This window comes from Pinisolibacter sp. DMC100 (genome assembly GCF_056313705.1).
Genome location: NZ_JBQUZT010000001.1, coordinates 654,372 through 676,232, shown reverse-complemented (window position 1 = coordinate 676,232; position 21,861 = coordinate 654,372). Strand labels below are relative to the sequence as shown.

General features: G+C 65.2%; 15 protein-coding genes and 1 pseudogene. All 16 read left to right on the top strand.

The window, feature by feature from the left end; genetic code table 11:
* Positions 1-9 precede the first annotated feature (9 nt).
* The 16 genes and pseudogenes from ACT541_RS03170 to ACT541_RS03095 all read left to right on the top strand — a co-directional run bounded on the left by ACT541_RS03170 (position 10) and on the right by ACT541_RS03095 (position 21,853).
* The gene (locus tag ACT541_RS03170; RefSeq protein WP_476134204.1) at positions 10-2,028 is read left to right on the top strand and encodes a CocE/NonD family hydrolase; all 2,019 of its coding nucleotides are present in this window, start codon (positions 10-12) and stop codon (positions 2,026-2,028) included.
* A 69-nt stretch (positions 2,029-2,097) separates the two neighbouring features.
* Positions 2,098-2,652: a DUF6305 family protein gene (locus tag ACT541_RS03165; protein ID WP_476134202.1), complete on the top strand. Its 555-nt coding sequence runs from the start codon at positions 2,098-2,100 to the stop codon at positions 2,650-2,652.
* Between the two features lie 138 nt (positions 2,653-2,790).
* The gene (locus ACT541_RS03160) at positions 2,791-4,125 is read left to right on the top strand and encodes a hypothetical protein (protein WP_476134200.1); all 1,335 of its coding nucleotides are present in this window, start codon (positions 2,791-2,793) and stop codon (positions 4,123-4,125) included.
* Positions 4,126-4,164: 39 nt separating this feature from the next.
* Positions 4,165-4,305: a hypothetical protein gene (locus ACT541_RS03155; RefSeq protein ID WP_476134199.1), complete on the top strand. Its 141-nt coding sequence runs from the start codon at positions 4,165-4,167 to the stop codon at positions 4,303-4,305.
* A gap of 10 nt (positions 4,306-4,315) precedes the next feature.
* Positions 4,316-5,521, top strand: a complete 1,206-nt coding sequence (locus tag ACT541_RS03150) for a hypothetical protein (protein WP_476134197.1) — start codon at positions 4,316-4,318, stop codon at positions 5,519-5,521.
* A gap of 174 nt (positions 5,522-5,695) precedes the next feature.
* On the top strand, positions 5,696-6,814 hold the full coding sequence (locus tag ACT541_RS03145) for a hypothetical protein (RefSeq protein WP_476134195.1): 1,119 nt from the start codon (positions 5,696-5,698) through the stop codon (positions 6,812-6,814).
* The gene (gene pgsC, locus ACT541_RS03140; protein WP_476134194.1) at positions 6,798-7,238 is read left to right on the top strand and encodes a poly-gamma-glutamate biosynthesis protein PgsC; all 441 of its coding nucleotides are present in this window, start codon (positions 6,798-6,800) and stop codon (positions 7,236-7,238) included. Before ACT541_RS03145 ends, pgsC begins: the two co-directional genes overlap by 17 nt.
* Before the next feature lie 31 nt (positions 7,239-7,269).
* Positions 7,270-8,424 carry a poly-gamma-glutamate system protein gene (gene pgsW / locus ACT541_RS03135; protein WP_476134192.1) on the top strand — a complete coding sequence of 385 codons (1,155 nt, stop codon included), beginning with the start codon at positions 7,270-7,272 and terminating at the stop codon, positions 8,422-8,424.
* Position 8,425: 1 nt separating this feature from the next.
* A complete protein-coding gene (locus ACT541_RS03130) occupies positions 8,426-9,706 on the top strand; it encodes a methyl-accepting chemotaxis protein (RefSeq protein ID WP_476134191.1) in 1,281 nt (426 codons plus the stop codon).
* A 77-nt stretch (positions 9,707-9,783) separates the two neighbouring features.
* On the top strand, positions 9,784-11,712 hold the full coding sequence (locus tag ACT541_RS03125) for an ATP-binding protein (protein ID WP_476134190.1): 1,929 nt from the start codon (positions 9,784-9,786) through the stop codon (positions 11,710-11,712).
* Positions 11,690-13,102 (top strand): sigma-54-dependent transcriptional regulator, encoded by a 1,413-nt coding sequence (locus ACT541_RS03120; protein WP_476134189.1) that lies wholly within the window; start codon positions 11,690-11,692, stop codon positions 13,100-13,102. Before ACT541_RS03125 ends, ACT541_RS03120 begins: the two co-directional genes overlap by 23 nt.
* Before the next feature lie 405 nt (positions 13,103-13,507).
* Positions 13,508-14,341, top strand: coding sequence for a transporter (locus tag ACT541_RS03115; RefSeq protein WP_476134187.1), 834 nt, complete (start codon positions 13,508-13,510; stop codon positions 14,339-14,341).
* A gap of 145 nt (positions 14,342-14,486) precedes the next feature.
* The gene (locus ACT541_RS03110; protein WP_476134185.1) at positions 14,487-15,578 is read left to right on the top strand and encodes an AraC family transcriptional regulator; all 1,092 of its coding nucleotides are present in this window, start codon (positions 14,487-14,489) and stop codon (positions 15,576-15,578) included.
* A 169-nt stretch (positions 15,579-15,747) separates the two neighbouring features.
* Positions 15,748-16,955: pseudogene (locus ACT541_RS03105) on the top strand (IS3 family transposase).
* Positions 16,956-17,100: 145 nt separating this feature from the next.
* Positions 17,101-20,898, top strand: coding sequence for a proton-conducting transporter transmembrane domain-containing protein (locus ACT541_RS03100; RefSeq protein ID WP_476134183.1), 3,798 nt, complete (start codon positions 17,101-17,103; stop codon positions 20,896-20,898).
* Entirely contained in the window at positions 20,891-21,853 is a 963-nt protein-coding gene (locus ACT541_RS03095) for a respiratory chain complex I subunit 1 family protein (protein ID WP_476134182.1), read from the top strand. Before ACT541_RS03100 ends, ACT541_RS03095 begins: the two co-directional genes overlap by 8 nt.
* Positions 21,854-21,861 lie beyond the last annotated feature (8 nt).

The following is a 21,861-nucleotide window of genomic DNA, read 5'->3' as shown; positions in this document are numbered from 1 at the left end:
ATGCGTAAAATGCCAGGGTTCATCAGGGGTTCCGTCAAGAGAAGGCTGGCCTGTGCGGCTGTCACGCTCGCCGTCATGGCGGCGATGCCCTCGCTAGGCTGGAGCGACGTCGGCAATCCCAAAGCCAAGCCGGGCATGGCGCCCACGGTGGAATACAAAGAATACGTCACCGAGGTCGACGTGCCGATCAAAATGCGTGACGGCACGATCATCATGGCCGACGTCTATCGGCCGAAGGGCGAAGGCAAGTTCCCGGTCATTCTGGACGGTACGCCCTACGGCAAGACCAATGCGATGATGTTGGCCGCCGGTACATTCGTGCCGCACGCCACCTCGCGCGGCTATGCACTGGTCGTCTACGACGTGCGCGGGCAGAACAAGTCGGAAGGTTCGATCGACTTGCACGTCAACCTGAAGAACGACGGCTACGACGTCGTCGAGTGGGTCGCGCAGCAGCCCTGGAGCAACGGTCGCGTTGGTGTCGACGGCGGGTCATACGACGGTCAGGTCGGCCTCAACACGATCCTCGCCCATCCGCCGCATCTGCAGACCGGCATCGTCACGGTGACGGCCTCCGATCTCTATCGCCAGTGGTATTATCGCCAGGGCGCTTTCGAGTTCGGCTTCCTGTCCGGGTGGACCGGCCTCAACTTCTCGCGCCGGCTTGCGCCGCGGCTCATCACCGACGAGAAGGCTCGCCAGGAGTATCTCGACAACCTCACGCTCTATCCGGCCGACATGGCCTCCTACGTGAACGTGCTGCCGCTCGCGGACTTCGAGCCGGCCAAGATGGGCGACAAAGGCCAGTACAACTATCTCAAGGACTGGATGCAGCACAACGTCGACAGCGAATACTGGTGGAAGCGCAATCCCAAGACCTACTTCCACGAGGTCACCGTCCCGGTCATGCACCTTGGCGGCATGTACGACGTGTTCGAAGCCGGTACTGTCGAGGCCTGGACGTTGCTCCAGCGCGAAGCGGCGACTCCGCTCGCCCGCGACAACCAGACTCTGTTCCTCGGCCCCTGGGACCATGCCGAAATGCCTTGGGCGAACTCGCACTTCGACAAGGTCGGTTCGATGAGCCTCGGCGACGACCTCAAGAACTATGACCATGCCAACATGCGGCTGGCCTATTTCGACTACTGGCTGCGCGACATCCAGCGCCCGGGCTTCGACCCGAATGCACGCGTCAATCTGTGGACTTTCAACGCAGACAAGGGCAAGAGCTGGTCGACCAAGGCGACGTATCCGCTGCCCGAGACGGTCTACACCAAGTACTACCTGACCCCGGAGAAGAGCGGCTCCAGCAAGGCGCTCTACGACGGCAGCCTGAGCACCAAGGCGCCGACCAAGGAGGCCGCGCCGGTCACCTACAAGTACGACCCGATGAAGCCGGTTCCTACCCGCGGCGGCAACAACCTGTTCGCCTTCGCTGTCGATCCGGAGGGGACACCCTCCGCCGGCACCACCGGCTCCATGTCGGCCGACGCCGACCTGATCAAGGCGGTTCTGCAGCGCGACGAGAAACTGCCGACCACCGGCCACGGCCCGGAGGACCAGCTGCCGGCCGAATTGCACACGATCACCTTCTCCACCCCGGTGCTCGATCAGGACACCGAGGTGACTGGCAACATCCGTGCGACGCTCTTCGCGGCGACGGACCAGGTAGACACCGACTGGGTGGTGCGCGTGAGCGACGTCACGCCGGACGGCAAGTCGATCATCGTCGGTGACGGCATCGTGCGCGGTCGTTTCCGCGAATCCGGAACGACCCCGACCCTGCTCGAACCCGGCAAGGTCTACGCCTACGACATCGACCTTTGGCACAACAGCTGGATCTTCAAGCCCGGCCATCGCATCCGCGTGGCGGTCACCAGTTCCAACTGGCCGCGGTACAGCCGCAACATGAACGTCGCCGAATTCCCCGAACTCGCGACTGAATGGAAGGTCGCCAATCAGAAGATCTACATGGACCCGGACCATCCGTCCCATGTGATCCTGCCGATCATTCCGAAGAAGAAGTAATCCGCCAACTCGACAGACCCACTGACCCACCGGCGCCCCTCGCGGGGCGCCGGACGGAGAAAACTTGTCATGAAGACCGCCAAGACCTACCTCGCCGCCTGCGCACTCGTCCTCGGCTTTGCCGCCGGATCGGCCGCTGCCGCCGACTTCCCCAAGCTCGAGGGACCGATCCTGCTGACCTCGGCCGGGCAATCGCCCGACTGCAACACCGTCAAGGTTCTCGCGCAAAAGGCCAAGCTCGAGAACGTCACCTTCAAGCCGATGGCGACCGACGCCGATCTCGGCGACGCTAAGACGCTGCTGATCACCGTCGGCGTCAGCCACAAGGGCTTCGGGGTGGCCGGTGTCAACCTCGATACCGAGAGCGCACGTTCCAAGGCGCTGATCGGCGCCGCCAAGGCCAAGAAGATTCCTGTCGTGATGATCCACATCGGCGGCATCGAAGGTCGCGAGGCGATGTCGCAGCAGATGCTCGACGTGGTCGCTCCGGCCGGCGACGCCTTCGTCGTCTACACGCAGGGCAACGGCGACGGCTATTTCACCAAAGTCGCCGGTGAGAAGCCGCTGATTCTCGCCGACAAGCCCATGGAATTGATCAAGATATTCGCTGAACACGCCAAGTGATCCACGAATCCGCCGGCGGCGAGCCCCCCCCCGCCGACGGAGCACCCCACTCCGCCGGCAAACAGCCCCTCGTTGCCGGCGGAGTGTCTCTCGCGTCGGCGACGCGCCCGATCCGCAATCAAATTCCATGAGGTTTCCATGTTCGCTCACTCCCACGGTGACGCCATGTACTGGACGGCCGGGTTCGCTCTGCTCGTCATGGCGCTCACCTTCGCGGTCATGATGGTCTTGGCGAGAAAATACAACCAGAAGATACCGCTCGCGATCACACTGTTTGTTGCAGTCGGTGCCAGCGCCGTGGCGACGGGTTTCAATCCGCTCCGCCACCTGTTCGAGGGGCCGACTTGGTACATCTACATAAATCTCGTGATTTTCTGCGGTATGATATTCCTGACGACGATGAAGGCCGCCGGAAATCTCGACTGCATAGCCTATGACATCCTGGCGAACTTCCGCACCAAACCGGCTGTCGTCCTCGTCCTGGTGATGGTGCTGCTGTTCTTCCCCGGCATGGTCACCGGCGTCGGCACCGCGGCGATCCTGTCGACCGGCATGGTCGCGGTCGTGATCCTGCGGGTGTGCGGCATTCCCAACGTGAAAATCGCGGCGATCCTGGCCGTGGTGACGACGATCGGTTCGGCGGCACCTCCGGTCAACCTTCCGGCGATCATCATCGCGAGCGGCATCAACATGCCCTACGAGGGCTTCGACCGTATTCTCTGGGCGCTGACCCTTCCCGCCGGCTTGTTCTCCATGTTCTGGCTGGGATGGCGCGACTATCGCGTTCCCTCCCTCGAGGCGATCGAGGAGGCGCTGCCCAAGCCCGAGCGCAAGAACGCGATCATGCCCTACGTGCCGCTGCTCGTGGTGATCACCATCATGGTGTGCATCCGCGTCTTCCCCGGCCAGTTCCCGGACATCGTCACGCCGATGGTGTTCATGGTCGGATCGATCGTCACGCTGTTCACCGGCCGTCGCTTCGACTACGTCGCGGCCTGCCGCGAGGCGATCGGCGGCGGCGTGCTGTCCACCGTCGCCCTGATCTTCGTGATCGGCGCCGTGGTGCAGGTGACGACGCTGACCGGTGCCAAGGGGCTGCTGGTGCTCGCGGCCATGGTGATCGGCGCGACCGCGCCGGCGCTGATGTATCTCGCCATGGCGATCTCGTTGCCGCTGCTCGGCGGCGTGCTGACCCAGCTCGGCACCGCGGTCATTCTCGGCATTCCCTTCGAACTGGCGATGATCTCGAAGAACCAGGTCGCCTTCGTGGCCGGCCTCTCGATGCTCTGCTATTTCGCCCAGCTCGTGCCGCCTTCGGCGCTCGGCGGATACTTCGCTCGCGATCTCGCCGGCGAGAAGGATTACATGCCGATGCTGAAGAAGTGCATCGTGCCGAGCCTCTTCACGATCATCTATGCGGTCATCGAACTCGTCTTCGCCAACCAGTTCGCCGCTGTCTTCGTTCCGTTCTGAGCCCGCGAGGAGTTCAAAATGCCTCAATACATGATCATCATGGGACTTTACACGGCCCTGACCGCCTTCATCCTCTATCTGGTATTCACCATCGTGCTGCGATCGAAGAATATTTGGGAACAAATCATGTCGATCATCGTCATCGTTCCCTTCGCCATGCGTCTGTTCTTCATCAAGTGAGGCCGCGATCATGACCAACGGAAGCAAGACCGGCTGGGCGGTGATCGGCGCGTCTGCCGCCATCAGTCTCGCCCTGACCGTGAATTACGCCCAGATGTGGCGCGACGACATCATCGTGCCCGGCCCGGGCGTCACGCAGGTCAAGTGGCTCAGCGACTACAACCCGAGCCTGAAGGGAACCCTCGGCGACACCCGCGTCTATGTTCTCGAGGGCAAAGAGCCGGGCGGCACCTTCCTGGTGCTCGGCGGCACCCACTGCGACGAGACCGCGGGGTTCGCGGCAGCCCTGGTCGTCGTCGAACACGCCACGGTGCAGAAGGGGCGGGTGATCGTCATACCGCAGACCAACAACACCGGGTGGACCAACAACTATCCGCAGGAGGCCCACCCGCAGTTCATCACCATCCCGCAGAAGGCGAACGGCGAAGGCCGGGTCTTCCGCTTCGGCTCGCGCACCGGCAACTCCGGCGAGCTATGGCCGGATCCGGAGGTCTTCATCCAGTACCCGCACAAGCAGAAGTACTCCGGCGAGGAGATCCGCAATCCGAACCGCGCCTATCCCGGCCGGCCGGACGGTACATTCCAGGAAAACGTCGCCTACGGCATCCAGCAGCTCCACCGGGCCGAACACGTCGACATGCAGATCGACCTGCACGAGGGGCAGCCGGAATATCCCTTCGTCAACGCGGTCAGCTCGCACAAGCGCGCCGCCGACGTGGGCAGCGGGGCCGTGCTCGAGATGCAGATGGCAGATCTCAACATCGGCATGGAGACCTCGCCGGATTCGTTCCGCGGTCTGTCGAACCTCGAGATGGGCGACATGTTCCCCAATCTCTACGCCTTTACCTCGGAGACGATGAACCCCGCCCAGGGCAAGATCCGCGGCATCACCGACGAGTATCTGACCGTGGATGGCGTCGACGCCTTCTACGACAAGGCCGCCAAGCTCGGATACCTCTTCGCACCATGGCCCGAGGGCGGCAGTCCGCTGAAACTGCGGGTCGGTCGCAACATCCAACTCCTGCAAGCACTGACGACGTCGCTCTCCGAGAGCAAAGGCATCGCGATCGGCTGGGGCGACATCCCGACCTATCAGGATGTCATGACCAACGACGTCGGTCACTATCTGGCCTCGGTGCCCGAGGGGACCGAACGACCCGGCATCCGCGCTCTGCCGGGCTTCTGGCGGTATCTCTCTCAGAGTTGGTACCGCTGACCGGCCTGGCGGACGGGGGCGTTCTACGCTCCTTCCGCATGGACCGCACGGGTCGCAAGGGTGACCCGTGCGGCCCGAGTCCAGATCGCCGGGCAGGCGCGGTCACCGGTCACGGACCGGGCCCTACGCTCCGCCCCCTTCCGACGCGGCTGCGATCGCGATGGTGGTAATGCGATGCTTCCTTGGATCTGCCTCGTCTTGGTGATCACGGCGCTCGTCATCGAGAGCCGTCGCGTCGAGCGTGACAGACGTCGCGTCCCGGTACGCATCCACGTCCACGGAACGCGCGGCAAGAGCAGCACGGTGCGTGCGCTCGCCCGCCTCCTGCGCGAACGCGGGCTCTCGGTACTCGCCAAGACAACCGGCGACGCGCCCGAATACATCTTGCCCGACGGGCAGATCGAACCGATCCGCCGGATCGGCCCGCCTCGCATCCATGAACACGTCACCGTTCTGAGGCGTGCCGCTGCCCTCGGCGTCGACGCCGTCGTCGTGGAGGGCATGGCGCTCGGCCCCGAGACGGTATGGCATTCCGAAGCCATTTTGCGCGCCACCCATGCCGTCGTCACGAATACCCGCCCCGATCATGCCGAGACCATGGGGCCGGGCCGGGCCGGAGTGCAGATGACCCTGTCCTACATGATCCCCCCCAGGGGTGAGCTCTTCCTGGGCGACGAGGAGGGCACCGAGGATCTGGCCGCCTTCGCTGTCACCTGCGGCTGCCGCACAATGATCGTCGAAGGCCCGACGTCGGAACGACAGGCCGAGCGGCTCGCGAGCGCCGTCGCCGAGCGCATCGCGCCGAACCCGATCGCCTTCCCGCCTTTCGAGCTCTGCGACGCCGCGACTCGCCGCGACTTCGACCTTGTCCACGACGGCATGACGGTTCGTTTTCGCGATCTCTTCTCGGCCAACGACGCAGAAACCTCGGCCGCGTTGTGGTCCGAGAACCGACCCGATCGGCAGAGGCTCCAGGTGGCGCTGCTGGCGACGCGCGCCGACCGCCCTCTGCGTACCCGCGATCTTCTGGTGCGGCTGCTCGTCGACGAGCGCTTCGACCTCATCGTGCCGCAGGGCGACCATGCCGGATACGTCTGGTTGGCGGCGGCGGGCGACCGACGCCTGAGCCGGGTCCCGCCATGGGGACGACCGGTCGACGTGACGACTCGTCTCTGCCGAGCGGCCGCGGCGCGCGGCCTGTGCGGCGTCGAGATCACCGGCATCGGCAATTGTCACGGCATCGGCGAACGGTGGCGCGACCTCGTGAAAGGGAGCCGTGACCGTGCTCGTTGAAGCCATTGCCCTCGCCCTGTTGTTCGGCTTCGTGCTGTTCGAGCTGACCGGGCTGACCGCCGGAGGGCTGATCGCCCCGGGCTACTTCGCACTGACTTTCGATCAGCCCTGGGTCATCGCAACCTGCCTGGCGACGTCGCTCGCGACCACCGTGATGGTGCGCGGCCTCGCCTTCTTCTCGATCCTCTACGGGCGTCGGCGTTTCGTCGTCTCCGTTCTCGTCGCCTTCGCGCTGCAGTGGACCCTGACTGCGCTGCTGCTCGGCGGCGATCTCGGGCGTGGACGGCTCGACGTTGTCGGCTACGTCGTGCCCGGCCTGGTGGCGAGCGAGATGGATCGGCAGGGTGTCGGCCTGACCCTGCTCGCGCTGCTGGTGTTGTCCGGTCTGGTCTTTCTCACCCAACGCGCGGCGCTTTCGCTGTGAAGGAGGACCGTCGATGCTCGGGAGGCACTTCGTGACGCCCCTCCATGCTGCCTTCGCTCTGCGCGACGACGGTCGCCGGCCGCGCCAACCGTTCGGCCCCCGCCTCTCGGCAACCGTGCGGCGGACACTGACCTGGATCGCACTGGGGCTCGTGCTCGCCGTGCTCGCGGTCCATGCCACGCGCAATCCTTGGATTCCGGACGAGGACGCGCTCCGGGCCGGCGAGCTCATGACGCGTGGGTTGAGGGAGCTCGGCCGCATGCGGCTCGAGATCGGCGAGCCGATCGACCCGAAACTCGATCCGGCCGGTTCCGGTCTGATCGGCGTCGAATACAGCGACATCACCACCAGTCTCGGTGACCTCGTTGCCAAGCAGACCTCCCTCAATCCAGCCTTCGCCGGCCTCGTGGTGCGGTGGCTGAAGGAGGCGGAGGTGCATGCCGGCGACCGCATCGCGGTGACCTTCTCGGGTTCGTTTCCCGCTCTCAATCTCGCCGTTTTGTGCGCGATCGAAACGTTGCGGATCGATGCCCAGGTAATTTCGTCGGTCGGTGCCTCGATGTACGGCGCCAACATATACGGCTTCACTTGGCTCGACATGGAGAAACGTCTCGCCGAAGCGGGGATCGTTCACACACGCAGCCGCTGGGCCTCGCTCGGCGGCATCGCCGACACCCACGGCGGCGTCTTCGAGACCGGCATCGCCGAGGGCGAGGCGGCGATCGCGCGAAACGGCATCCCCTATCTGCGCGAGGGGACGCCGGCCACCGTGGAACGCGACGCGCTGCACCGGATGGCCCTCTACTTCGCGGAGGGGACTCCCCGAGCCTACATCAACGTCGGCGGCAACGTGACCGCGATCGGCTGGATAAACGAGACCCATGCCCTCGAGGGTGGCCTCGCGCGGCACCTCGCTCCGAACGATGCGCCGAAGCGCGGCCTGCTGCATCGCATGTCCGAGAAGGGCGTGCCGGTCATCCACATGCTCAACATCGAGCGGCTCGCGGCGGCGAACCACCTACCGATCGCACCACGTGTTCTCGCCTACGACATCGACTTCCGAGCGGCCCATCGGAGCCAACTGTTGCAGCTGCTCGGCCTTCTCGCGCTCTGGTTCGCCTTCGCCGCGGTCTTGGGGAGTTTCGCGGCGCGCGACCCGGTCGCGTTCGATCCCCGGAGGAGATGACATGTTCGACAAGTCGAAGAGCCGTCGTGATGGGACTTGGGAAGTCGAGCGCCTGCGCCTGCTGGATCGTCATGCCGGGGTCGGTCTGTGGGATCTCCACGTCGACGACGCTTGGGCCGATCCGCGACGGGAATTCCGCTATTCTTCCGAATTCCGTCGGCTGCTCGGCTTCCGCGACGAGACCGAATTTCCTAACGTGATGGAGTCATGGAGCGGCGGGGTTCACCCCGACGACGTAGCCGGGGTCGTCGCAGCCTTCGACGCCGCTCGTCTCGATCGTAACGGCCGGACCCGCTACGACGTTCACTTCCGGTCCCGTACGAAGGACGGATCCTACCGCTGGTTCCGCAGCACCTGCGGCTTTGCCCGCGACCACGACGGCGTCGCCCTACGCGCTTGCGGCACGCTGATCGACGTCCACGAGCAGATGGAGGCCGCGCTCGCCGCGCAGCAGCGCACCGAAGTGGCCCGCGAATTTCACTCACGCGCTTCCATCGTGACTACAGCGGTGGCGACGGCGGCTGAGGGACTGAGGGAACTCGCCCGGTCGGTGATGTCCGCGGTGAGTGACGCCACCGCACGGGCCGAACAGGCGGCCGGCGCGGCGTCGCGGGCGACCTCGAACGTCGAGACGGTGGCCGCAGCGACGGAGGAGCTTGCTGCATCGGTCGCCGAAATCAGCCTCAGAATCGCCGAAGCGGCCAAAGTCTCTGCGGCCGCCTCGGAGCAGACCAGTCGAGCGAACGACCTCGTGCGCGGTCTGTCTGCCGCGGTCGCTCGCATCGGCGACGTGGTCAAGCTGATCGGCGCTGTGGCCGGGCAAACCAACCTTCTCGCACTCAATGCCACGATCGAGGCGGCCCGGGCGGGCGACGCGGGTCGGGGGTTCGCGGTCGTCGCTGTCGAGGTGAAGAACCTCGCCACTCAAACTTCGCGGGCCACTGACGAGATCGCCGGCCACATCGCCGCTGTCCAGATGGAGACGGACCACACCGTAGCCGCAATCGGCGAGATCGGCGCGGTCATGGACAGGATACGGCAGATCTCGTCGAGTGTCGCCTGCGCCGTCGAGGAACAGGTGGCCGCGACCCACGAGATCGAGCGAAGTATCCAGGGGGCGGCGGCCGAAGCCAAGAGCGTCACCACGAACACCGAGGGTGTCGCTCGGGCCAATGCCACGGTGGAGCGATCGGTCGCGCACGTGCTCGAGCACTCCGACGGGCTGACCGGCCACGCCGATCGCATGCAGCGATTGGTCGCCGACTTCGTCGAGACGCTCTGAGCGGCGCTGCGTGACAGGCTCGCGCGTCTGCCTCGAGGCTGTCCAACGTGCTTCCCACAATGGAAGGATCCTTCGACATGAGCGATGATCCTACCTCTCGTGCCCCGGCGCTTCCGGCGCGCGGCGATCCGCCTCATCGGCCGCCAGTCGGCCGCTCGCGGTGGCGCTTCGGGTTCGCGAACCCGACGAACAAGAGCGGCGGTTCGATGGTCTGGCGCCATTTCCTGATGCTGGCAAAACGGAACGCGCTGTTGTTCCTGCTGATTCCTATGGCCTGTGGTCTGGGTGCAACCGTGGTGGCCTACAATCAATTTGTCACCTGGGACAAATCGCTGAACGCCTACTACGGCTATAAGCAGAGTATTCCGGCGAGCTTGGGCGCCTATGCGCCCTATGCCTTCATGGAAAAGGGTGGCATGCTCGACGGCTACATCATCCAGCTGACTCGTTCGATCGGCCGCGAAATGCGGGCGCGCATCGACGTGGTCAGTCGGAAGCTCGATGACACGCAGGAATCGGCGATCATACGCGACGTCGACGTCGTCCTGTGCATGGTGAAGACACCACGTACAGCGCTCCACTTCGACTTCACCCCACCTTATGCGGTCAACTCGCTGACTCTGGTAAAGCGTAAGGGCGTTTCGACGCCGCTCGACTACCACGACGAACTGGGCAAGGGGCGCTTCGTCTTCAACCGAGACGGCGTTTATCACGACCTCCATGGCGATGAACTGACCAATGTCGGCATGGCCGCCAATGCCGAAGAAGCGTTGCGATTGATCGACGAGGGAGCTTACGACTATACGATTCTCGAAAACTACATCGCCCAGCGCATTCTCGGCATGATCAACCTCGAGAACGTCGAAATCGCAGGCGATACTCACGAATTGGTCGAATACAGCTTTGCCATCCGCAAGAAAAACCCGGACCTCTACCGCATCTTCGCCAATGGCCTCAGAGCCCTGCAGGAAAACGGCGAGTTCGATCGCATCCAGACGCGATGGGTCGAGGAGCGCTTTCTGATATCGAAGTCGGCGCGCAACACGATCCTGACGTCGATCATGATCGGTGCCGGCATCTCGCTTGCGGTTCTTGTCCTCTTCTTCCTCTGGACCAGCCTGCTCCAGGAGGAGATAGGCATCCGGACCGCCGAACTGTCGTCCGAGATCGGAGTAAGAAGGCGCACGGAGGCGCAGTTGCTTACCAATCAGGCGCAGCTCATTCAGGCCGACAAGCTCGCCGCGATCGGAACCCTGGCCTCCGGCATCGCGCACGAGATCAACAACCCGAACGGATTGCTTTCGCTCAACATCTCCTTTCTGAAGCGCTTCGGCGTCGACCTCCTGAGGACGCTCGACGAGCATCGGATCGCGGACGACACGCCCTTCGCCGGCATCCCCTACTCGATGCTGCGCGTCCACCTGCCGAGCCTCATCGCCGACATGGAGGTCGCCTCGACCCGTATCGGCGAGATCGTGGACGACCTCAAGGATTTCGCTCGGCCGGACAGCACTCGGTGGGGTGCCACGTTTTCGATCAACGATCCGACGCGCTCGGCGCTACGCCTGCTCGAACACACGATCCGCAAGTCGACGGATCACATCGACGTCGATCTGGCCGAGGATCCGCCGCCGATCAGCGGAAGCTCCCAGAAAATCGAGCAGGTTCTCGTGAATCTGATCGTCAATGCCTGTCAGGCGCTGCAACGGCGCGACCAGCGGATCCACATCGCGACGCGATGGAACGCAGAGACGAACGAGGTGCTGTTCGTCGTGCGCGACGAGGGTTGCGGCATCCCGGAGGAGAACATTCCACTGCTGCGCGATCCCTTCTTCACCACCAAGCGTGAATGCGGCGGCACCGGGCTCGGGCTGTCGATCAGTGACACGATCGTCAAGGCGCACAGCGGCACGATGGAAATCGAATCCCACCCCGGCGCGGGTACGACGGTGACGCTTCGCCTGCCGGCGAACAGGAGTGGCGATGGCAATGGGCAAATATCCTGAATTCTCGCTGCTCCTCGTCGACGATGAGGAATCTTGGTTGCGGTCGCTGTCGTTGTCGTTGCTCAGCGCGGCCTCGATCGACAACGTTCTCACCTGCCGCGACGCCCGGCGGGTGATGGACGTGCTCGAGCGCGAAGACGTGGGCTTGGTGCTACTCGATCTGACGATGCCCAGCATCCAGGGCGAGGAACTCCTCGAGCGCATTCGCGCCCGCCATCCCGAGATCCGGGTCATCATCATCACCGGCCGCAATGATGTCGACGCCGTCGTCCAGTGCATGAAGAAGGGCGCTTACGACTATTTCATCAAGATCTGGGGCGAAGACCGTCTGATGACAGGCATCCTGCACGCGGTGCAGAGCCTGGAACTCGAGCGTCAGAACCGCCGTTCGGCCGAACGCTTGCTGGAGACTGCGCTTGAGCACCCGGAATCCTTCGAATCGATTGTCACCGCCAGTGACGCGATGATCGGCGTCTTCCGTTACGTCGAGGCGATCACCACCAGCCGAGAACCGATCATCGTCACCGGCGAGAGCGGGGTCGGCAAGGAGGAGATCGCGCGGGCGATCCACAAGGTCGGCGGGCGCGGGGAACTCGTCTGCGTGAACATGGCCGGTCTCGACGACACGATGCTCGACGATACACTGTTCGGCCACAAGCGCGGTGCCTTCACCAACGCGCAGGACGAGCGCGGCGGTCTGGCGGTTCGTGCCCGAGACGGAACGCTCTTTCTCGACGAGATCGGCGAGATGAGCAACATGGCTCAGGCGAAGCTGCTCCGGTTCATCCAGGAGGGCGAATACTATCCGTTGGGCAGCGACGTACCCCGCAAGCTCTCCTGCCGAATCGTCGTCGCCACCAACCGCGACCTCGACAAGGGGCTCAAGGACGGCACCTTCCGCCGCGACCTCTTCTATCGCTTCGCCCACCGCATCCACATTCCGCCGCTGCGCAACCGGCGCGAGGACATTCCGCTGCTCGTCGCCCATTTTCTCGAACAGGCGGCGCAGGTGTTTCGGCGAACACGCCAGACGATCACGCCCGAGGCGATGCTGATGCTGTCGCGCTACGACTGGCCGGGAAACGTCAGGGAACTCCAGAAGTCGATGCTCCACGTCGCCAGTCTGCCGAAGGACGTGCTCGGGATGGACGACTTCAAGCCTGTGCTCGATGTCGAGGCGATCGACCATCGGGAGCCGCCGGGTGCGAAGGATCTACTGCGGCTCCTGCTCCAGCTGAGCGAAATGCCGTCCTTCGCGGAGATGAAGCAGATCATGACCAACGCCGCGCTGATCCGCGCCAGCGGAAAGCAGGTGGCGGCCGCCAAGCTGCTCGGCATATCCCAGCCGGCACTCAGCAAGCGGCTGAAGGCCGAGCGCGCCGACGACTGAGCATCGCAGATCGGGTCGATCCACTTCGCCAGCGAAGGCTGGGCGACGATCGCTGGACCACGCGATCTCCCTTGTCGCACTCGATGTTTGCTGTTCACGCAGGCTGCGATGATCGGTCGCTGCCATCGATCGGATGATTGCGGTTTCCCTGCCGATCCGAGACAGGCCTTGCCGATCGGAAGCAGAGCGCCATTCGGCGACGTCGCATTGTCCACGTGATGGGTCGGGACCCCCCGTCGCGTCGACTGCGAACGGCATGACGGCAACCGACCCTGGGGGAGCGCCCGTCCGTTGGATGGGCAATCGGCAATCGGCGGGCGCCGCTTTGGCGCGACCGCTCGACGTGGGAGCCTCGCACCGATCGGTCGGACCGTCGGCGAGCGAGCCATCAGGGAAGAACCACCGATGAAGAAGACGATGCGCTGTGTGGGTGCTCTGACCACCCTCCTTCTTTCCTCGACGCTCGCGTTCGCGGGTTCGGAGCTCTTTCCGGGAATCTCGACCGGCATTCCTATGGGTGCGCCGTTGCCGGAGGGCGTCTATCTGATCTCCATCCCGACCTACGGGACGCGCACGACGTCGCCGAACGTTGATCTCTTCGCCTCGGCGCCGGCTTGGTTCATTTGGTCGACGCCGTGGACGATCGCCGGCGGCCGAGTGATCCTGGATACGGTGACGCCCTACGTCGATCTCTCGGTGCGAGGCGGTCCGCATTTCTCCGGGTTCGGCAACACACTGGTCGAAGCGCAGTTGAAGTGGGACCTCGGCGGCGGCTTCTACGGCGGCTTCCAGGCCGGTGCGCACCTGCCGGTCAAGTCGGATGTCGGACACGACTGGGCTGCATTCCAGGGAGTGGCGGCTCTCTCCTACCTGAAGGACGGCTGGGACCTCAGCGCCACCACGGCGTATGGCACCGGGCATTCCGGCCTGACCGGCGGCCCGGACTGGTTCAACCTCGATCTGACCGCCACGCACAAGTTCGGCAAGGTCGAGATCGGCGCGGTCGCCTTTGCCTCTGCCGACCTGTCGTCGCCCTTCAGTGGCTACTCTCGGCAGAGCCAGGTCGCGCTCGGTGGTCTGGTCGGATACGACTTCGGGCCGGTCAACGTGCAGATGAAGGTCACCACCGACGTCTCGCAGACCAACTACGGCGGTCGCGACACCCGGATGTGGGCCAACATCGTGATGCCGTTGTGGAACCCCAAGCCGGCGGACCGGGCGGTCGTCGTGAAGAACTGAGGGGCGAAGCGGGGCGACGGAGGCGACTTCGCACTCCGTCGCCCCCTGTTCAAGGGGCGATCGACCGCGGTGGCGCACAATCGGCGGTGCAATCGACCATGACGAGGGGCTTTGTCGACGTCATCGGGAGGATGATCGACGGGCCATGTTCGAAGACGCGTTGCTCTACGATTCCCACGGGCGCCCGATACGAGCGCGCCATTGCGTGCACACCAGGGATTGGGAGGAAATTCGCGAGTTCTGCCACCGCGCTTACGTACCATGTCGGATCTCTCCGGCGGCCCGGCACGCACGGCCCGACGCCGCGCTGCAGGCTTTCGCGATCGGCCGCTTGACGGTGTCGTGGATGTCGTTCGGCACCGCGGTGCGCGCCGATCGCTTCGAGCGATCGGCCGAGAAGATCCTGGTCTCGACGACGATCGCAGGGCAAACGCACCACGGGATCGACCGCGGCGAGGCGGTCACGACCTGCGCCGAAGAGAGCTTCGTGGTGGACTGTGGGCGGGTCGACTACCGCTTCGACGCCGACGAAGGCAACCTTCAACTCCATCTGGCGATCCCGCGCGCTCTGTTCAAGGAGACTGCCCGGCGCTGGCTCGGCGTCGACCTGGACGAACGGCTGTGGACGATCGGCACGAGGTTCGGCGGGCCGCGATCGGCGTGGTTCGCCTTGCTCCAATATCTTGTCCGCACGATCGGCGAAGCGTCGGAGCGGTTGGTCGACGATCGGGGCGGTCCGCGCCTCGACGAGCTCGTCTGCATCGAGGTGCTGCGATCGTGGACGGCGAGCGCCGGGATAAGGCTCGACGCGGGCGGTTCCGGTGTCGCGCCCTACTACGTCCGAGCCGCCGAAGCCCTTATGCGTCGGCGGGCGTTCGATCCTCCTGCGATTGCGGAAGTCGCCGCCGCGGTTGGCGTCAGCGTGCGCACCCTGTCCGGTGGCTTTCGCCGGTTCCGAGGATCGACGCCGCGCAAGTTTCTAAGCGAACAACGGCTCATCGGCATCCGCGAGGCTTTGAGGTCGGCGGGCCGCGAAGAGACCGTGACCATGATCGCGAGCCGTTGGGGCTACGCAAACTTCGGCGTATTCGCCAAACTCTATCGGACACATTTCGGGGAGCTTCCCTCCGTGACGCTCTCGAATCGGATCCAGAAATTACCGCCACCTTCTCATTTGTCTGATGAATATATTCTACGGCAAACTGCTAATAATGCAGATATATTGTGCAAAAAATAATAAAACTTATGCGTTGCGAATGACGTGCTCCCCGCCTTCCTACCACCCGGCTGGGCCTCTCCGGGGGCGCCGTCATGGCGGGGCGGATGAAAATTGCGCCCCATTTGACGTTGCCCCTCGGGCCTAATCCGGTTTGAAGTTCACTCTGGCCCAATTCGAGGACCAGAGCATGAGACGTAGCCGTTTTACCGAAGAGCAGATCATCGGCATCCTGAAGGAACATGAGGCCGGCGTTGCGGTCTCGGACCTGTGCCGCAAACACGGCGTCAGCGATGCGAGCATCTACAAGTGGAAAGCCAAGTTCGGCGGCATGGACGTCTCCGAGGCCAAGCGCCTGCGGGCGTTGGGAGACGAGAACGCCAAGCTGAAGCGGATGTTGGCGGACGCCATGCTCGACAACGTCGCCCTGAAGGACCTGCTGGGAAAGAAGTGGTGACGCCCGCCGAGAAGCGGAACGCCGTTGCCCATCTCATGGCCACCCATGGGATGAGCGAACGGCGGGCGTGTAAAGCCACCGGCTTCTGCCGCATGACCATTCGCTACGAGGCCACGCGGCCGGATGACCGCGTGCTCCGTGAGCGGTTGACGGAACTCGCTCGGGAACGCCGACGGTTCGGATATCGTCGCCTGCATGTGTTGCTCCGGCGTGAGGGCCTCGTCGTCAACCACAAGAAGCTGTTCCGGCTCTATCGTGAGGAGAGGCTCGGCGTGCGCCGGCGCGGCGGGCGAAAGCGTGCCCTCGGCACACGGGCGCCGATGCAGGTCGCCCTGCGGCCGAACGATCGCTGGAGCCTCGACTTCGTCTCGGATCAGCTGACTGACGGGCGCCGCTTCCGCATTCTGACGATCGTCGACGATTGCACCCGCGAGAACATCGCCTTGATCGCCGACACGTCGCTCTCGGGGCTGCGGGTGGCAACCGAACTCGATCGGTTGGTCGCGACACGCGGCAAGCCGAGGATGATCGTCAGCGACAACGGCACTGAGCCGAAGGCCGGCGAAGCCAGTTCACCAGCAATGCGATCCTGAGCTGGGCCGACCGGTCCCGGGTCGAGTGGCACTACATCGCACCGGGAAAGCCCACCCAGAACGCCTTCATCGAGTCGTTCAATGGGCGCCTGCGCGACGAACTCCTGAACGAGACGTTGTTCACCACACTCGCCCAGGTCCGTGCGCTGCTCGGTCGCTGGCGTGCCGACTACAACGAATCCCGTCCGCATTCGCGGCTGCGGCTGGCAGACGCCCGCCGAGTTCGCCCGCACCTTCCCGCGTCGAGAGACGGCGCTGCGCAACCCGACCTGCTCCGCGCCGTCTCCCGCCACTCACCCCGCCCCCAAGGGCAATCACAGCCGCCGGAGCGAACTCAGAACCGGATAAAACCGGGGGGCAACGTCAGGACCATCGGCGACCGCCGAATTTCCCGAATGTCTCCCAAATGACGGAATTTCCTGCTCCCGCTCGCTAAGCCGAGACCGACTGGGTCCGTCTTCCCGACGGATCCCCGAACGTCGCGGGATCGGTCATGTCGGACATTCCTCTGCTCGCTGGTATCGGAGCGGCCCTGCTGCTCTCGTGTGAAATTCTCGCTCTCTTCGGCGTGGGCGATCTCAGGCGCATGCTCTTCTGGTCCACTCTGGCGGAGCTCGGATGGGTCTTGGTCGGGTTGGGAATGGGCAGCGGCATCGGCGCGACCGGCGCCTGGATGCACCTCGCCCTCCAACTCGTGATGCGCACGCTCGTGCTTTTGGCGGCGATCGAGATCATCCGGGTCAACCGCTCGAGCCGCGTCGCCGATCTCGTCGGCAGCGTCGACCGCACACCCTTCGCCTCGCTGATGTTCGGCTTCGGCATGTTCTCGGTGATGGGCCTGTCGCCCTTCAAGGGCTCCTTCTCCAAGTTCGTGGTGCTCTATGCAGCGATCGAGGCCGGTGCCTGGCCCGTCGCGGTCGTCGGCACCGTCGCCGCGATCGTCGCAGCGGTCTATTCGATCGTCGCCATCCAGCGGATCTGCTTCGAGCGACAGAGCCACGGTATTCTCGCCGACCGGCCGATCTCGTTCTTCGCCCTGCGTCCGGCGCAAGGGCCGATGGTCGTCGCGGCGGCGGCGACCATCGCGTTGTCGCTCGATCCCGAGCCCGTGCTGAACCTCGCCGCTCGGATTGCCGGTCTCTCGCCGCACGCCGTTCCCGAGTTCGAGACCGCCTGGCCGCTTCCGGTGCTCGCTCCCTATCTCGGCGGCTTCGCGCTCTTCGTCGTCGGCCGCTTCTCGAAGACCGTACGGTCGATCGGCGCCGTCGCGCTGGCGCTCGCCACGCTCGGCATCGTCGTCCATACGGCTCGAGCAGGTGATCTCGGCGGTCTCTTCGCCGAGATCTTCGCCGCGATCGGCCTTGCCGTGACGGTCTATTCGGTCCGCTACGTCGACCACTCCCATGCGCAGAACCGCTACTGGTTCTTCCTCTTCCTGATGCTCGGATCGCTGATCGGCGTGGCCACGGCCGATCACCTCGGCAGCTTCTATCTGTTCTGGGAGCTGATGACCTGGACGTCCTATCTGCTCGTCATCCACGAGCAGACCCCGGCGGCGCTGGCGGCGGGGCGGAAGTACTTCCTGACCTGCGCCGGCGGCGCCTACGTCCTGCATTTCGGCATTCTGCTGCTGCACGCGCAGCTCGGAACCTTCGAGATCCACGAGATCACCGCCCGCATCGGCGAGTTGTCGCCGCTCGCCGCGGCCGTGGTCCTCGGCTCGTTCCTCGTCGGCTTCGCGGCCAAGGCCGGCCTCGTGCCGCTGCACGGATGGTTGCCCGACGCCCATCCCGCGGCGCCCTCTTCGATCTCCGGACCGATGTCGGGCATCCTCACCAAGGCCGGCCTCTTCGGCATGCTCAAGCTCCTCTTCGGCATCTTCGGAGCGACGGCGCTGGCGCGTCTGGGAACCATCGGCGGGCTCTCTCTGCCCGGCGCGACCCTGATCGGGCTCGGCGGTGCGACCTTCCTCCTCGGCGAGGTGATGGCGCTGCGTCAGCAGGATCTGAAGCGGCTCCTCGCCTATTCGACGCTCGCCCAGATCGGCGAGATCACCATGGTGATCGGAATAGGCACGGAGGCGGCGCTCGCCGGCGCGCTCGTCCACGTCGTCGATCACGCCGTCATGAAGACGTTGCTCTTCTTCTGCGCCGGCGCCTTGATCATGCGCGCGGGTGGGCGAAATCTGGCGGATCTCGCCGGCATGGGGCGGGCGATGCCCTTCACCGCCGCCTGTTTCGGTATCGGTCTGCTCGCCATCATGGGCGTGCCGCCCTTCGCCGGCTTCGTCGGCAAGTTTCTGATGATCTGGGCGGCGGTCGAGGCCGGGCGGATCGACGTGGCCGCGATCGTGCTCGCCGGCAGCGTCGTCGGCGCGATCTACTACGCCCGCATCCTGCGGGTCGTCTTCTTCGGCGAGCATCGTCGAGAGAAGGTCGCCGAAGCGCCGCTCTCGATGCGCCTGGTGCTCGCCGTGCTCGCCGCCTTCGTGGTCGGGATCGGCCTGTGGCCGACGCCGCTCATCGATCGGGTCGTTCCGGTCGCGGAGGCGCTCGCCGCTCACGCGGGGCTCGCCATCACCCATCTGCCGGCCTTGCGGCTCGACTGGTCGATCGCCGCCGCTGTGGCGCTCGCCGGTTCGATCGCGGTCTGGGCTTTCGGGCGCGGATCGCCGCGCCGGGCGGGCGTGATCGCGGCGCTGACCTCGGCCTTCGCCTTCGCCGGCGTACTCGCCGAGCCGGGGCGTTACGACGCGCTCTCCTTCGCCTTCGCTCTCCTGATCGCCGGTGTCGGATGCCTGTCGCTGGTCTTCTCGATCGGCTACATGGCCCACGGGCATGCGCAGAACCGCTTCTTCGCCTTCTTCACGGCGATGATCGGCGGGCTCCTCGGCGTCGTGGCGGCACGCGATCTCTACGGTTTCTTCGCCTTCTGGGAGATCATGAGCAGCTGGACGCTCTATCTCGTGATCATTCACGAGGAGACCGACGAGGCTCTCGGCGAGGGGACCAAGTACTTCGTCTTCAACTTCGCCGGCGCGAGTTTCCTGTTCCTCGGCGTCGCCATTCTGGCCGTCGGCACCGGCACCTTCGAGATCGCGGCGCTGCCCGCGGCCGTGGCGGCGATGAAGCCGGCGTGGTTTGCCGCAGCGGTCGGACTGATCTTCACCGGTCTCCTCGCCAAGGCGGCTCAGCTGCCGGCGCGCATCGACTGGCAGATGCATCCGGCGCCGGCGCCGACCCCGGTCTCCGGTTACATCTCGGCGGTGCTCCTGAAGGTCGGCCCCTGGGGGATCCTCAAGTTCTTCGTCGCCTTCGGCGGGGCCGCCGGTCTCGCCCGGATCACGGCACTCGAGCCGGCCTGGGCGCCGTCGCCGATGACCGTGGTCGGGACGATCGCCGCCGTCACCATGCTGGTCGCAGGCGCGCAGGCCGCCGTCCAGACCAGTATCAAGCGCCTGCTGATCTGGTCGACGGTCTCGCAGCTCGGCTACGTGCTCCTCGGCCTGGCGATCGCCACCGATCTCGGCATCGCCGGCGGCCTCATGCACTTCGTCAATCACATGCTGCTGAAGAACGCCCTGTTCCTCGCCGCCGGTTGCATCATGGCGCAGGGCCACGTGACGAGCCTCGACGAACTGGGCGGGCTGGGGCGGCGGATGCCGATCACTTTCGCGCTCTTCCTCCTCGCCGGCCTGTCGCTCTCCGGCATTCCGCCACTGGCCGGTTTTTCTTCCAAGTGGCTGATCTATCGGGCGGCCTTCGAAGGCGGACACTGGGCCTTCGGCCTGGCGGCGCTGATGTCGAGCCTCTTTACGCTCGCCGCGGTCCTCAAGTTCGCCCATGCGGCCTTCATGGGCCAGGCTTCGGCCAAGACGGCGAAGATGCACGAAGCTCCCTTCGTCATGCTCGCCCCGATGATGCTCCTGGTGGCTGCGAGCCTCGTCGTCGGCGCGCTGCCGGGCGTCGTTCTGGTGCCGATCGCGGCCATCCAGACGTCGCTCGGTCTGCCGGCGATCACCGCGACATGGTTCGGCGGCCTGCCGGGCGAGGCGGGTTGGCATCCGCTCGTGCTCACGCTCGCCTTGGCGACGACGGGCGCCGTCGCGGCCCTCTATCCGCTGCTCTCCCGTAGCCGGAAGGTTGCCACCCGCATCCACGCCTGCGGCGTCGGCGACATCCCGCTCGCCCGCATGCACGTCCCCGCTTCCGGTCTCTACGAAACCCCCGACCGTCTCATTCGGACCGCGCTCCTCGCCGGCCCCTCGAGCGACGAGCACGCCCATGACTGACGATCTCCTCTCCTTCCTCTTCGCCGTTATGGTGTTTCCCGGCGGGTTCTTCGCTCTGACCGTCGGTCTCCTGCTGCGCGGCCTCGACCGTCGCGCCGTGGCGCGCCTGCAGCGGCGCGTCGGTCCGCCGCTGATCCAGCCGTTCTTCGACGTGCTGAAACTCCTCGGAAAGCGCACCATGGTGCCGGAAGGCTCCAACGTCGGCGTCTTCCTGTGGGCGCCGGTCGTCGCCGTCGCTGCCATGGCGGTGGCCGCCGCGATGATCCCGATCGGCGGCTTCTATGCGCCGACCTCGGCGCTCGGCGACATGCTGGTGCTGCTCTATCTGGTCACGGTGCCGGCGGTGGTGCTGATGATCGCCGGCTCCGCCTCGGGGTCTCCCCTCGGCGCCATCGGCTTCTCCCGCGAAATGGCGATCATGCTCGCCTACGAGGGGCCGCTGCTGCTCGCGCTCGTCGCCGTGGCGGTCGTCGCGGGTGGCCATCTCGGCAAGCCCATCGCGCTGTCGCTCGCCGACATCGTGGCGGTGCAACGGACGCACGGGGCCTTTCTCTTCGAACCGCGGCTCTGGCCGGCGCTCGTCGCCTATGTCGCCTTCGTGCCGGCCAACCTCGGCATCTCGCCCTTCGACATTCCCGAGGCGGAATCGGAGGTGCTCGAAGGACCGCTCGTCGAATATTCCGGCCCGGCGCTGGGGTTGACGAAGCTCGCCTCCGCCCTGAAGTCGGTCGTGGTGATCGGTCTCGGCATCGCGCTCTTCTGCCCGATCGGGCCGAGCGGCCCGCTGGCGCTCGTCGTCTGGCTCGCCCAGTGCGCCGTCGTCACCGTCTGCGGCGTCTCGCTGGTCAAGGCCGCGTTCGGACGCATGCGCATCGACCAGGCCGTCGTCTTCTACCTGAAATGGCCCGAACTGGCCGGCATCGCCGGTCTGGTTCTCGCCGTCACCTGCTTCTGAGGAGGGCG

Bases quoted from the DNA above. Each gene is read 5' to 3' on its own strand.
- ACT541_RS03170 (WP_476134204.1), top strand. From the start codon at position 10: ATGCCAGGGTTCATCAGGGGTTCCGTCAAGAGAAGGCTGGCCTGTGCG.
- ACT541_RS03165 (WP_476134202.1), top strand. From the start codon at position 2,098: ATGAAGACCGCCAAGACCTACCTCGCCGCCTGCGCACTCGTCCTCGGC.
- ACT541_RS03160 (WP_476134200.1), top strand. From the start codon at position 2,791: ATGTTCGCTCACTCCCACGGTGACGCCATGTACTGGACGGCCGGGTTC.
- ACT541_RS03155 (WP_476134199.1), top strand. From the start codon at position 4,165: ATGGGACTTTACACGGCCCTGACCGCCTTCATCCTCTATCTGGTATTC.
- ACT541_RS03150 (WP_476134197.1), top strand. From the start codon at position 4,316: ATGACCAACGGAAGCAAGACCGGCTGGGCGGTGATCGGCGCGTCTGCC.
- ACT541_RS03145 (WP_476134195.1), top strand. From the start codon at position 5,696: ATGCTTCCTTGGATCTGCCTCGTCTTGGTGATCACGGCGCTCGTCATC.
- ACT541_RS03130 (WP_476134191.1), top strand. From the start codon at position 8,426: ATGTTCGACAAGTCGAAGAGCCGTCGTGATGGGACTTGGGAAGTCGAG.
- ACT541_RS03125 (WP_476134190.1), top strand. From the start codon at position 9,784: ATGAGCGATGATCCTACCTCTCGTGCCCCGGCGCTTCCGGCGCGCGGC.
- ACT541_RS03120 (WP_476134189.1), top strand. From the start codon at position 11,690: ATGGCAATGGGCAAATATCCTGAATTCTCGCTGCTCCTCGTCGACGAT.
- ACT541_RS03115 (WP_476134187.1), top strand. From the start codon at position 13,508: ATGAAGAAGACGATGCGCTGTGTGGGTGCTCTGACCACCCTCCTTCTT.
- ACT541_RS03110 (WP_476134185.1), top strand. From the start codon at position 14,487: ATGTTCGAAGACGCGTTGCTCTACGATTCCCACGGGCGCCCGATACGA.
- ACT541_RS03100 (WP_476134183.1), top strand. From the start codon at position 17,101: ATGTCGGACATTCCTCTGCTCGCTGGTATCGGAGCGGCCCTGCTGCTC.
- ACT541_RS03095 (WP_476134182.1), top strand. From the start codon at position 20,891: ATGACTGACGATCTCCTCTCCTTCCTCTTCGCCGTTATGGTGTTTCCC.